The following is an 11,795-nucleotide window of genomic DNA, read 5'->3' as shown; positions in this document are numbered from 1 at the left end:
GATTATTTCTCTTTATCCCTTAGATGCAAAAAGCCTCCCCGAAATGGGAGGCTCTTGGTATAGAATGGGGAGGTGCCTATTTGAGTAGCTCCTTCCGCTTTAAAATTGTTTCCATAAATTTCCGTTCATTTTCTGAGTTGAAAATTCGGAAAGGAAGATGGATAAATTGTGCCTTTGACATGTAAAGTACATAGGCATCTTTTCTCACCTCGGCATTTTTGATCATATTCCACTGCACCGGCATTCCTTGCTTGGTGTTGATTTTCATCAATATCTGTCGGCTGTCGATCTCGTAAGCCATCTTGTCAAATATCACTTTGTTTTGCTCCATCTGTGTCACACCGGTAAACTGAATCGCCCAAAACAATACATAAAGGCCATATGCTATCAATGCACCTATTATCCACCAAATCGAAGGAATCCAAAAATAACCGCACATGATCACCAATGCGATTGGAATTACCCACCATTGTTCCTTCAGAACATTGACCAAAGCCATTTTGATATAGGTGCCAGTAGGGAGTTGATATTTTTTTGTTTTTACTATCATCACTTATCTTTTTCAGAGCGCAAATATCCACCTATCCGACGGAATTAGCAAGTCTGGCTAAATCATAAAAAAACATCTTTATTGGAAAACAAATCGGCATTACCATTGATTTAAATCTTCTATTCAATTATATTATCTCAAACTTTTGGCGATGAGCAGTCTTGTAATCGATTTGATTCTATGTGGTTTGGCTTATGTCATCCTAATTTATGTCATGGCTACCATGACCAAACGTTCCTTGAAAAAAGGGGATAGCAGTGAAGATGAAGGAGACGGAGGAGTAGAAGATTTCACACCACCCAAAATTGACTTGCCTCCCGGCGTACAATGGCCGACCGATTCCCCAAAATCAAGAATCCCTGAACCAATTGAGTTTTAGTGGCACTTATTGCAGATTCCCTGCACGAGTAAGCTCATTTCTTTCTTTTTGAAACCCTTAGGAAGTTTGATACTTGGAAGGGTGGTAGATTCCACGCAGGTGGTTTCCCCGCAGATTTCACATTTGAAATGGACATGTTCATGGTTATGCTCCTCCGCTTCATGGGAGCAAAGGGCGTATTTGGTAGCCCCACTATCATCGAGTACTTTATGCACCACGTCTTTATCCACAAAAGTCTTTAGCGTACGGTAGATCGTCACTCGATCAAATTGACTGTCTAAGAATTCTTCTAAATCTGAATGTGCCAAAGCTACTTGCTTATCCAGAAACTCGCGGATAATCTCTTGACGACAAGCTGTGATCCGCAGCTTATGACTTTGAAGTATGGAAAGTGGTGATGACATATTTATGAAGTTCAAACAAAACTAATCAAAAATTGATTTCAAGTATTTTAATATCCCGCAAAGGCGCTGAGGCGCAAAGGTTTTTTATGCTGATGATAGCCAATTTTTATTAGCGGGAAGAAGATCAATAAAATATCCTAAAAGTCAATTTAAAAAAATGTTGAGCCATGAGGACCGTAGAAAAAATGGGTGCCGATTCGACACCCATTTAACTTACTCTTTTACGCTATGCTCCTTATTTAGGATCAAGAATAGCATTGACTCTTTCAAGTGCATCTTCTAAGTGAAGCTTAGACATTCTGTCTGAAGTCTTAGAGATCGCAGACCTAAGATCTCTTTGAAGAATTTTCAACTCACCTCTAGCCATCGGTCTGATGTCAGATTGAGATGCATTGATCTGAGTGCCATAATATCTTCTCGCTCCTGCAGGGATATTCGGTCCATCAGACGTCATGAGGTATTCCATACGCTCGATATAGGCTCTCTGCAAAGCTCTTCTGTGCACGTCAATGGTTTTGCCCGAAGGAAGCTCAGACCAGATTCCCTTTCTCAAATCATCGAATAACTCAGTGATTTTGTATGCATCGTCACCATTAAGCGCTTCGTTTTCTATCACTCGACCAAGTCTACCTAAGTCCAACACTGAATTCAACGTGCCTGCTTGTACGCCACGGATTCTCTCCAAAGCTCCAAAATCTTCTGTTCTAGCAAAGATATCATCTTGCATCATCCATGCTGGTGTAGTGAAAAGCTCTTTGTTCAAGAAAGCTACAGCCAACTTCTGGATGTCTTTCGAAGTATGCGTATAGACCGGTAGATCCTGTCCAACAGCTCTGTACACTTCAGCGACACCACCAACATTGGTTTTCACATGACCCATATATCTGTTGAATTGCGTGATCACCTGACCGTACATTTCCTCCAAATCATCGAAATCTTTATACGGCTTATTTGGCTCTGCTGTCCATTCCATCAGGTTTGGCATGATACGCTTCAAGTTTGCGATACCATATTCAGATGCTTTCACAGAATTGTCACCTAAATCTTCGCTTTGTGTCGTTGGGTCATAGCTATTTCCTTGGCGGCCATATCTGTAAACAGGATCACCTTGCTTTTCCAAGATCCACTTATCCAATGTCAATAATTCATCTTCTGGTGTGGCAGCATCAGGAATTGGTCTGTAACCCCAAGCGACGGCATACTTGTCATACGGGCCGACATTAGGCATTAAGCTTACTCCTTCATCACCAGGCTGAGCAATGTAATTGAATCGGGCGTAATCCATGATTGATGGAGCTGTTCCCATTTCTTTGGTGAAGGCCGCATCTCTCAATTTCTCTACTGGGTAAGCATGTGAAGAAGCGAAGTTGTGTGGAAGTCCAAGTGTGTGCCCTACTTCGTGAGAAGAAACAAATTGAACCAATCTACCCATCACTTCATCTTTGAATTGTACGCTTTGCGCATCTGGGTTAATGGCTGCTGTTTGGATGAAGAACCAGTTTCTTAGCAAATTCATCACATTATGATACCAGCCGATATCAGATTCCAGGATTTCACCTGATCTAGGATCAGAAACATGAGGGCCGTATGCATTCTGTATATCTGAAGCAAAATATCGGATCACAGAATATCTGGCATCTTCAGGACTCCAGTCAGGATCCTCCTCTTTAGTTGGCGCTAGTTTGGCAACAATAGCATTTTTGAAACCGGCAGCTTCAAATGCAACCTGCCAATCTTCCACACCGGCGATCAAGTAAGGGATCCACTGCTTAGGAGTTGCAGGATCGATGTAAAAGACTATTTGCTTCTTCGGCTCTACTAATTCGCCTGCCTTGAATTTCGCCATGTCCTCATCCTTTACTTCCAGTCTCCATCGGTCAAGGAAAGTCCGATTCTGGGCTTTTTGGGCATCAGCTCCGTAATCAACTATTGATCTGCTAAACCAACCTACGCGCTGATCTCCCAAACGCTGCATCATCGGCTCCTTTGGGAGAAGTAACATGGAAGAGTTCAACTCCAGGGTGATTGACCCTGTTGAGCTGTTTGAAGGAGGTTCGTTAGCAATGTAAGTCATCACATACCTCGCTTCGATATTGATCGGATAGGTATGAACATGCTCGATATAAGATCTATCTGTATCTAGACGTGTTACTTTGTATTGAGTACGCCGTCCTTTAGGAAGACCTACTGCCTGTACATCCTTAGCCCATAAGTCGGTCACCTCAATAACGATTCCGGTAGAATCTGTAGCGAGAGACTTGATAGAGAATTTCTGTAGTATTGGCTCCAAATTGGAATTCTTTACCGCCAAAGCTATAGGTAGCGAATCAGCTGCATAGTTATTCACAGAGACTACTTTTAAGTGGATGTCATTGTTGTTCTTTTCCCAGCGCAAAATTTGCGTGTTGGTACGCTCACCACCATAGCCTAGACCGTCAGCTGTTTTAGCGATAGTAGTGACCATCAGCATGTCTCTGCCAAGCAGAGAGTCAGGAATCTCGTAATAATATTTGTCCTCAATCTGATGCACCTTGAAAAGTCCATCTTTTGATTTTGCTTTTGCCGTGATTACTTCATTGTAAGGTTTTGGTTCTGAATCATTACCTTTTGGTTTGGCAGGTGTAGCTGGTGTAGTTCTTTCTTTCTTGGAATCCTTTTTCTTCTTTTTCTGAGCAAAAGTATCCGTAGAATACAGCATTACACCCATTACACTTATTAATAGAGTTAATCTCTTAAGTAATTTGGGTATGGTATTTCTCATAGTTAATATTTGGTTAAGTATATTCTAAACCGTGAATTTCCTGAAACCATCTGTAAGGATTACCCATTTTTGATAGGCGGTATATTTATAAAGTTAAAGGTAGTTCAGTGAAAGATAAGCGCAAAATCGTAGTGATCGGAGGAGGTCTGGCAGGCTTGATAGCTACTTATATACTGGTCAAAAGCGGACAGGAAGTTATTTTAATAGAAAAGAAGAGGTATCCCTTTCATCGGGTTTGTGGCGAATATCTATCCAATGAAGTACTTGATTTTTTGACCAGGGAAAACCTCCTGCCTGAGCAGCCTGAATTCCCGCGTATTAATACCTTCCTGTTTTCTGACACTTCAGGGAAAAGCGTCTCTACACCCCTGGATTTGGGTGGTTTTGGTATTAGTCGCTATGTGCTGGATGAGCACCTTTGTCAGAAAGTAATAGAACGGGGCGGTAATGTACTGACTGGAGTGCAGGTAGAGTCTGTATTTTTTGATGACTTCGAAAATCAGTTTCGAGTCGAAATGGCTGACGGTGAGTTTTTGACAGCGGATTTTGTGATTGGTGCCTTTGGCAAAAGATCAAAGCTGGACAAAGCCTTGAAGCGCAGGTTTGTCGAAAAGCGAAGCTCCTATATTGGCGTTAAATATCATATAAAGACTGATTTTAATCGGGAGGCAGTTGCGCTGTACAATTTCGAAGGGGGGTATTGTGGGGTGAATGCGATAGAAGAGGGCAAATCAAATTTATGCTATTTGGGAAATCGTGAACATCTCAGAAAGTATGGTTCCATTGAAGCTATGGAACAAGAAATTCTGTGGGAAAATCCGATCCTGAAGCGCTTATTTACCGATAGCGATTTTCTCTTTGAAAAGCCAGAAGTGATCAATGAGATCAATTTTGAGAGAAAGAATCCTGTGGAAAATCATATCCTCATGGCGGGGGATTCGGCAGGATTGATTACCCCACTTTGTGGAAATGGGATGGCTATGGCAATCCAGTCTGGTAAGTTGGCAGCTGAGGCAATTTTAGCTGGAAAATCGAGGCGAGAAATCGAAATCAACTATGAGACTTCCTGGAAATCACATTTTGAGCGAAGGCTTTGGTTTGGTCGAAAAGTCCAGCGACTTTTTGGTGCCAGACAAGCTTCAGTATTTGTAAAAAACCTAATTCAGCATGTACCATTTGTTGCAAAGCAAATTATAAAAAACACGCACGGAAAACCATTCTAATAACCCAAAGCCTGTAAGATTTGTGTGTTCTCTAGGAAGTAGTAAATGAAAAATGCATTAAGTGCGAGTGCAGAGAAATAATTCATCCCCATCGCCCAATTGTAATTTGCATACTTCGATGGATTTAGTCGGATAAAGCTAAACCAAGTCAAAAAGTACAACATTATCGGTGTCATCGCGGCCAAGTAAATCCAAAGAATTTGGCTTTGATTTCGATCAAAGAAAAACCACGCGAAAGCAGCTCCGGTGAGCATAAAAGCCAAAGCCGAAAAAAGGAAAGTACCCTTGATGCCTAAGACCAAGCTTAATGTACGGTCACCTCTTCGGCTATCCTCGCCGTGCTGATAAACTTGTGTTAAAGGATAGTTTCCCCACAGCATCAAACTCGTCAAAAGCCCCGGAATCGCCACATGAGCCTTGAATAACACATTCCAACTCAAATCACTTAGCCCAGCATGAGCCATAGCGAATGTGAAATATCCTTGGAACAAACCTGCAATAAACCAACTCAGCCAGGGGTACTTTTTGATGCGGATCGAAGGATGTGAATAAGCCATGCTTACCAAACCATAGATCACAAGCATAAGCGCAAAACTAAAGTTGATGACTGACCCTATACTTATAGCAATCAGAAAAAAGACCAAGGAAAGCCAGTACAGATCCTTAGTCACTTTTGGAGGGTGCTTCAGCCCACCTATACTTTCTTCATCCTTGTCAAAGTAACTGTTGTAACCGTTGCTTGATGGGTATAAAAACAGGTGCATTGCAATAAAAACCCATACTATCCTAGACTCATTATGGTTGGGGGTAAGTGCTAGCGCAAAGAAAAATACGGGCATCAAAAAGAGCGAAAATGGAATTCGAAGATGCTTAAGGCTGGAAAGGGAAATCATAGCGTAAATCAGGTTCGGATTATAACTTTTCGGAGTTGAGATGGTTACAATGCATTCACCCAATTTAGATATATTCGAGTAACTTGATGTAGTGAAATATGTATGGGATGAAACATTTCGGCATCGTTTTGGAAAAAACAATAGAGGATCCAACTAAACACTAAGCAAGATGATAGATTTCCAGAACTCAAATTTCTTCCTATGACTATTGGAATAGTAAGCATTGGCTTGGCAAATCCAGGAAAACCGATCGATCAGTCTTCCATTGCCAGCTTTATGCAAAAAGCACATCAGCTGGATGAGGTGGAAGCTAGGAAGCTTAATTTTTTGTATAGGAAATCTGGGATTTCAAGTCGATACAGTGTGCTGAGTGATTTTGAGCAATCCGACCCAAATGACTATACTTTTTTCCCTAAGTCAAAAGATTTTGAGCCCATACCTGGAACCAAGGCAAGAATGGAAGTTTTTCGTCAAACTGCTCCTCTTCTTTGTGAGGAAGCTGTCACAAATTGCCTTTCCAAAACTGAGGTAAAAGCTTCAGAAATTACACATTTGATCTTGGTGTCTTGTACAGGAATGATAGCACCGGGTGTGGAATTGGACTTAATGAAACGGTTGTCACTAGATGATTCTGTGGAGCGATATTGCCTGCATTTTATGGGTTGCTATGCTGCTTTTACCGGATTGAAATTGGCGGATAAAATTATAAGAGCAGAATCGACAGCCAAAGTCATGCTGGTGTCCGTGGAGCTTTGCACACTTCATTTTCAAAAGGACTACGTGGAAGATAACATCCTCGCCAATTCACTTTTTGGGGATGGAGCAGCTGCAGCCTTGGTAATGAAGGGTGATTCAGGACTGAGAATCAAATCCTACCTAAGCCAGGTGCTTCGGGAAGGAGAGGGAGATATGGCTTGGGGAATTGGAGATTTTGGCTTTGAAATGCGCCTGAGCAAATATATACCTACGCTTTTGGATCAGGGAATCCATCAATTAAAAGAGAGATTTGAAGAAAAATTTAAGTTATCCACAGTGGATAACTTTGCTATTCATCCAGGTGGAAAACAGATTCTTCAGAAAGTTCAAGAGGCATTTGGCTTGGACGAATCCGTAAATACCCATGCCATGAATGTCCTGAATCAGTTTGGGAATATGTCATCAGTGACTATATTATTTGTGTTGGAGCGTATGATGCGTGATGATCAAATTCAGGGAGAAATTCTAGCAATGGGATTTGGGCCTGGCATTACATTGGAGACCTTACTTCTGGAAAAGTGATGAGCAAGTTTGCGCAGAGAAGTGAAGAAAAAGAGTTGATGGATGACCTGAATTGCTCAGGTGAAGAGCTAAATCAAACATTGCGAGAGCTAAAAACTATCAACCGCTGGCTGGGAGGAAACTATGTAACCACCTCTGGGTTGGCGAAGATTTTTAAGAGTTATCCACAAAACTCCTATTCCATAGCAGATATCGGCTGTGGTGGTGGGGATATGATCCGAGTGATGGGTAGCTGGGCAAAAAGGCGAAAAAAGCAGGTGTATTTTACGGGAATCGATGCCAACAGGAACATTATTGGTCTTGCGGCAGTTAGGTTAGCTGACTTATCAGAAGTCAGCTGGAGAGTTCAGAATGTTTTTGAACCAGAATTCTCCGAAGAAAAAGTAGATATTTCTACCTGTACGCTCTTTACACATCATTTTACAGACAGCGAATTAGTCGGACTTTTGAAGTCGCTCCAAGCTAAATCTCACTTGGGAATTGTGATTAATGATCTTCATAGACATTGGTTCGCATACACTAGCATTAAATTTCTGACTCGCCTTTTTAGTAAATCGAAAATGGTACGTCATGATGCGTCATTATCGGTTTTAAGGAGTTTTTCAAGAAATGATTGGGAAAGAATCCTGAACAAAGCAGGAATAGCTGATTTTACAATTTCTTGGAATTGGGCTTTTCGCTGGCAAGTGAACATTATATTTTAGTAATTCTCAACCAAAATAAATTAACATGGAAATTTCTCAGGAAACGGTAAATGCATTTTATGAACGTGCAATTGACTTGGCGTACTTAATTGTTCCAAGACTTATATTTGCTGTAATTTTTTACCTAATAGGTAAATTTATTGTAAAGAGTCTTTTGAAGGGGATGAGAAACCTATTGGAAAAAAGGGACAATAATCCTTCTTTAAATGAATTTCTTTTTGGCTTTGTTAAAATCATATTATACATCACCTTATTCATGGGGGTGGCCAGTATTCTGGGTGCGCCTTTAGGATCCACAGTAGCCATATTTGGTGCAGCCGGTTTGGCTATAGGCCTGGCTTTGCAAGGCTCTCTTTCAAATTTTGCCGGAGGTATTCTGATTTTAGGTTTTAAACCCTTTGAAGTAGGTAATGTAATAGTTGCGCAGGGACATACCGGGACAGTTGCCAAAATACAGATATTGTACACCCACTTACTGACTTTTGATAATTTGGAGGTCGTTATCCCAAATGGTAGTCTGGCCAATTCAGATATCATTAATATGAGTACTCAAGCGACCAGAAGAACTGAATTCAAAGTGGGAGTGGCATACGGCACCAATATCAAGCAAGCAAAAGAGATTTTGCTGAATATCTTTGAGAACGAGCCTCGTGCTCTCAAGGATCCTGCACCTTTTGTAGCATTGTCAAATTTCGGGGATAGCTCCTTGGATATGGTGGTCAGAGTTTGGGCAAAATCAGGCGACTTGTGGCCCATGCACTTCGACGGAATGGAAGCTATTAACACGGAGTTTGAGAAAAATGGAATTGAAATTCCTTTCCCTCAGCGAGTTGTTCATCAGATCAAAGAAAAAGCAGCCGAAGAAGATTCAAATTCCTAGGAATCCCCTCATTTACAACAAAGGCGATCAAATTGATCGCCTTTGTTGTTTAAGCATCTTTAGCCTCAACAGTCCACCAATAGGATTCAATATGTGTAGTAGCAAGGAAGACTCTGATGTGGAAAAAGCAATTGTAAAGGCGGATAATCGTCCCTAGACCACCGTCGATAGCAGTCTCTAATTCTCCATTCCCCGCTTTTCGATACTAAATGCCTATGGATCTCATTAGCGCAATAGCAAAAGGTTTTGTAAATTCCTGTCAAATCTCTTTGTCATGTACAAATATCTCGCACTCTTCCTTGTGGTCATTGTTTCTCTTCAGCTAGAAGGCTTTGCCCAGCAAAAAATCCTGAGCGATGCTGTAGAAAGAGCAGAAAAAGAGGGATTTTCCGGGGTTATTTTAGTTGCAGAAAAAGGAGAGATACTTTTCGAAAAAGCCATGGGAATGAGAACCTATGAAAATCGAATCTTGCTTCATGAGGATGACCTATTCGAGCTAGCCTCCCTATCCAAGCAATTCACAGCTATGATGGTGATGATGTGCAAGGAAAAAGGGCTGTTGAGTTTTGATGATCAGCTCTCAAAATACATAGAAACACCATATCCAAAAATTACAATTCGAAATCTCCTCACGCATACTAGTGGTTTACCTGATTATCAGACGATCATGGATGAGCACTGGGACAAAAGCAAAGTGGCAGGTAATTCCGACATTCTCGAATATCTAAGAAAATATTCCCCTCCAAAATCCTTCACCCCAGGAGAAAAGTATGAATACAGCAATACTGGCTATGTTTTACTTGCAAGTGTGGTGGAGAAAGTAACCGGTGAAGATTTTGTAGAACTTACCAAAGCATGGATTTTTGATCCGCTGAAAATGAAGAGTACTGGCATTAGAGCTATGGAGGAAAAAGCACAGGTTCAGACCTTTGCTGCTGGCCACCAAAAGGATGAAAATGGCAATTATGTCAACGCTAATACTTTTCACTCTTCTGATTACACCGTATGGCTCGGCAATAGAAAAGGACCAGGAAGAGTCAGTAGCAATGTGGAAGACTTATACAAATGGGATCAGGCGCTTTATACTGAAAAACTGGTCTCAACAACTACCTTGGAAGCTGCTTATACTCCTTTCAAATTAGACGAAGGTTTTTTGAGTTATTACGGCTTTGGTTGGGAGATAAAACCTCAAAGCCCCTTCGGCAAAATGGTCATGCATGTGGGAGACAATCCCGGCTACAAAACTATAATCGTCCGATACATAGACGAAAACAAAACCATTATCATTCTGAACAACAATGCCCATCCGGACATGATGAGACTAGTAGAGGCCGCAACTCTTTCCCTTGGAAAGTGGTGAAGTAATTCAAAATTGGAAGATTTGAAAATTAAAAGGAATCTAATTCTAAAGTTGATTGATAGCCGATACAGCTGTCTTTAGCCTTTTCTTCCGGTCACCGGAAATAATCAAATACGGAAATCCACTGCTCTTGGCTAATTGCAGGTACTTTTTGAAAAAATACTGCCGCATTTCCAGTTCGGGATATTCTCTCAACGGATCCGGTGCCCAAGGTAAATCTGTGTCAGTAAGCAAGATTAAATCGTATTTCCTTTCCTTAATTTGATCCATTACCCAAGGATCAGTCTTTCCAAATTTATGTTCCGACCAAATGTGGATAACTCTCAAATCAGTGTCACAAAACAGATATTTTTTAGCCTTCTCGGCCATCTCATTTTCTAGAGCAACCTGACCTTCGCCTATTCCCAGCATGTCCTCATAGCGATATTCTCTACCTAAATCCTCTAAGTATTCTCGGGCAAATTCTGGGACCCAAGGCTCTCCACAATATTCAGCTAAGCCTTCCGCCAACGTACTTTTCCCAGTAGATTCCGGACCGAGGATTAAAATTCGTTTTAGGCTAGACATTTTTTCATGTGTTTATAATTTGTTTTTTTAAGGGCACACCTGACTGCCGTCAGGCAGGTGGAATCTCGCATGGTAATAATCTTACCTCTATATGTCGCTTGTGTCATGCTCGATTTCGTGCTGATTTGATCCAGGCAATTAAGCCCATAACTGCTAAAATGGTGAAGAAAAGGTATTGAAAAGAAGTTAAGATTAAGCCTTTATAGAAATACAAGGGCACGGCTACCAAATCCGTCAAAATCCAAAATATCCAGTTTTCTACTTTCTTTTTGGCCATCAGCCACATCCCTACAAAAGCCGAAGCCGTAGTGAATGAATCCCAATAAGGCACATCACTATCGGTGAAATTCAAAAGCACATAAACTAAAATGAGGTAGGAGACTAAGAAAATCCCAAGTGAGATTGCCCAGCCGCTCATTTTCAGCCAAGTCACTGGCAGCTCGGCCTTTCCTTCCTTGGGATGAGTCCATACATACCAGCCATAAATAGACATGCTGAAATAATAGGCATTAATGCCCATGTCTGCATACAGCCTGTACTGCAAGCAAATCCAGACATATATCAGCGTAGAAATAATTCCTGTGGGATACACCCAGATATGCTCCTTCATGGAATACATCACCGAGGCAATTCCAAAAAATACTGCAAATGCCTCCAGCCAGGTCATATTCTGTAGGCCTGCAGCCAACCCGTCAAGCAGGTAGTGTAATTCCATGGCTCGAAATAACGAATTTTTGTGCTATTAAGAAGGGTTTAAACACAAAGAAGCCTGCTCAGTTCAAAACTAAGCAGGCTT

12 protein-coding genes are annotated in these 11,795 nt (G+C 41.3%); 6 read left to right on the top strand and 6 right to left on the bottom strand.

Going from position 1 to position 11,795, the window contains the following annotated elements:
- Positions 1–76 precede the first annotated feature (76 nt).
- Positions 77–550 (bottom strand): YcxB family protein, encoded by a 474-nt coding sequence (locus tag U3A58_RS01310; RefSeq protein WP_323821562.1) that lies wholly within the window; start codon positions 548–550, stop codon positions 77–79.
- A 151-nt stretch (positions 551–701) separates the two neighbouring features.
- Between U3A58_RS01310 and U3A58_RS01305 the strand changes: the two genes are divergently transcribed.
- Complete coding sequence (locus tag U3A58_RS01305; RefSeq protein WP_323821561.1) at positions 702–929, top strand: hypothetical protein; 228 nt, start codon at positions 702–704, stop codon at positions 927–929.
- On the opposite strand, the gene U3A58_RS01300 is transcribed toward U3A58_RS01305, so the two are convergent.
- Positions 926–1,333, bottom strand: coding sequence for a Fur family transcriptional regulator (locus U3A58_RS01300; RefSeq protein WP_323821560.1), 408 nt, complete (start codon positions 1,331–1,333; stop codon positions 926–928). The two genes, U3A58_RS01305 and U3A58_RS01300, sit on opposite strands and share 4 nt — an antisense overlap.
- Positions 1,334–1,568: 235 nt before the next feature.
- Complete coding sequence (locus tag U3A58_RS01295) at positions 1,569–4,094, bottom strand: zinc-dependent metalloprotease (RefSeq protein ID WP_323821559.1); 2,526 nt, start codon at positions 4,092–4,094, stop codon at positions 1,569–1,571.
- Positions 4,095–4,201: 107 nt separating this feature from the next.
- Here U3A58_RS01295 and U3A58_RS01290 point away from each other — a divergent pair, with 107 nt between their 5' ends.
- Positions 4,202–5,317 (top strand): NAD(P)/FAD-dependent oxidoreductase, encoded by a 1,116-nt coding sequence (locus U3A58_RS01290; RefSeq protein WP_323821558.1) that lies wholly within the window; start codon positions 4,202–4,204, stop codon positions 5,315–5,317.
- Here U3A58_RS01290 and U3A58_RS01285 read toward each other — a convergent pair.
- A complete protein-coding gene (locus U3A58_RS01285) occupies positions 5,314–6,210 on the bottom strand; it encodes a UbiA family prenyltransferase (RefSeq protein ID WP_323821557.1) in 897 nt (298 codons plus the stop codon). The two genes, U3A58_RS01290 and U3A58_RS01285, sit on opposite strands and share 4 nt — an antisense overlap.
- A 201-nt stretch (positions 6,211–6,411) precedes the next feature.
- Between U3A58_RS01285 and U3A58_RS01280 the strand changes: the two genes are divergently transcribed.
- The 4 genes from U3A58_RS01280 to U3A58_RS01265 all read left to right on the top strand — a co-directional run bounded on the left by U3A58_RS01280 (position 6,412) and on the right by U3A58_RS01265 (position 10,432).
- Positions 6,412–7,488: a type III polyketide synthase gene (locus U3A58_RS01280; protein WP_323821556.1), complete on the top strand. Its 1,077-nt coding sequence runs from the start codon at positions 6,412–6,414 to the stop codon at positions 7,486–7,488.
- Positions 7,488–8,192 carry a methyltransferase domain-containing protein gene (locus tag U3A58_RS01275; protein ID WP_323821555.1) on the top strand — a complete coding sequence of 235 codons (705 nt, stop codon included), beginning with the start codon at positions 7,488–7,490 and terminating at the stop codon, positions 8,190–8,192. Before U3A58_RS01280 ends, U3A58_RS01275 begins: the two co-directional genes overlap by 1 nt.
- 25 nt (positions 8,193–8,217) lie before the next feature.
- Positions 8,218–9,072: a mechanosensitive ion channel family protein gene (locus U3A58_RS01270; protein WP_323821554.1), complete on the top strand. Its 855-nt coding sequence runs from the start codon at positions 8,218–8,220 to the stop codon at positions 9,070–9,072.
- Positions 9,073–9,346: 274 nt separating this feature from the next.
- Entirely contained in the window at positions 9,347–10,432 is a 1,086-nt protein-coding gene (locus U3A58_RS01265) for a serine hydrolase domain-containing protein (RefSeq protein WP_323821553.1), read from the top strand.
- A 45-nt stretch (positions 10,433–10,477) separates the two neighbouring features.
- Here U3A58_RS01265 and U3A58_RS01260 read toward each other — a convergent pair whose 3' ends face one another.
- Positions 10,478–10,999, bottom strand: a complete 522-nt coding sequence (locus tag U3A58_RS01260) for an ATP-binding protein (protein WP_323821552.1) — start codon at positions 10,997–10,999, stop codon at positions 10,478–10,480.
- Between the two features lie 103 nt (positions 11,000–11,102).
- Complete coding sequence (gene pnuC, locus U3A58_RS01255) at positions 11,103–11,714, bottom strand: nicotinamide riboside transporter PnuC (protein ID WP_323821551.1); 612 nt, start codon at positions 11,712–11,714, stop codon at positions 11,103–11,105.
- Between the last annotated feature and the right edge of the window lie 81 nt (positions 11,715–11,795).

The sequence above is a fragment of the Algoriphagus persicinus genome (assembly GCF_035156415.1).
GTDB classification, from domain to species: domain Bacteria; phylum Bacteroidota; class Bacteroidia; order Cytophagales; family Cyclobacteriaceae; genus Algoriphagus; species Algoriphagus persicinus.
Note: the sequence above shows the minus strand (reverse complement) of the source record. Positions and strands in the feature narration are given on the sequence as shown.

Coding starts and splice junctions, on each gene's coding strand:
- U3A58_RS01310 (WP_323821562.1), bottom strand. CDS start 550: ATGATAGTAAAAACAAAAAAATATCAACTCCCTACTGGCACCTATATC.
- U3A58_RS01300 (WP_323821560.1), bottom strand. CDS start 1,333: ATGTCATCACCACTTTCCATACTTCAAAGTCATAAGCTGCGGATCACA.
- U3A58_RS01270 (WP_323821554.1), top strand. CDS start 8,218: ATGGAAATTTCTCAGGAAACGGTAAATGCATTTTATGAACGTGCAATT.
- U3A58_RS01265 (WP_323821553.1), top strand. CDS start 9,347: ATGTACAAATATCTCGCACTCTTCCTTGTGGTCATTGTTTCTCTTCAG.
- pnuC (WP_323821551.1), bottom strand. CDS start 11,714: ATGGAATTACACTACCTGCTTGACGGGTTGGCTGCAGGCCTACAGAAT.
- U3A58_RS01260 (WP_323821552.1), bottom strand. CDS start 10,999: ATGTCTAGCCTAAAACGAATTTTAATCCTCGGTCCGGAATCTACTGGG.
- U3A58_RS01285 (WP_323821557.1), bottom strand. CDS start 6,210: ATGATTTCCCTTTCCAGCCTTAAGCATCTTCGAATTCCATTTTCGCTC.
- U3A58_RS01305 (WP_323821561.1), top strand. CDS start 702: ATGAGCAGTCTTGTAATCGATTTGATTCTATGTGGTTTGGCTTATGTC.
- U3A58_RS01275 (WP_323821555.1), top strand. CDS start 7,488: ATGAGCAAGTTTGCGCAGAGAAGTGAAGAAAAAGAGTTGATGGATGAC.
- U3A58_RS01295 (WP_323821559.1), bottom strand. CDS start 4,094: ATGAGAAATACCATACCCAAATTACTTAAGAGATTAACTCTATTAATA.
- U3A58_RS01280 (WP_323821556.1), top strand. CDS start 6,412: ATGACTATTGGAATAGTAAGCATTGGCTTGGCAAATCCAGGAAAACCG.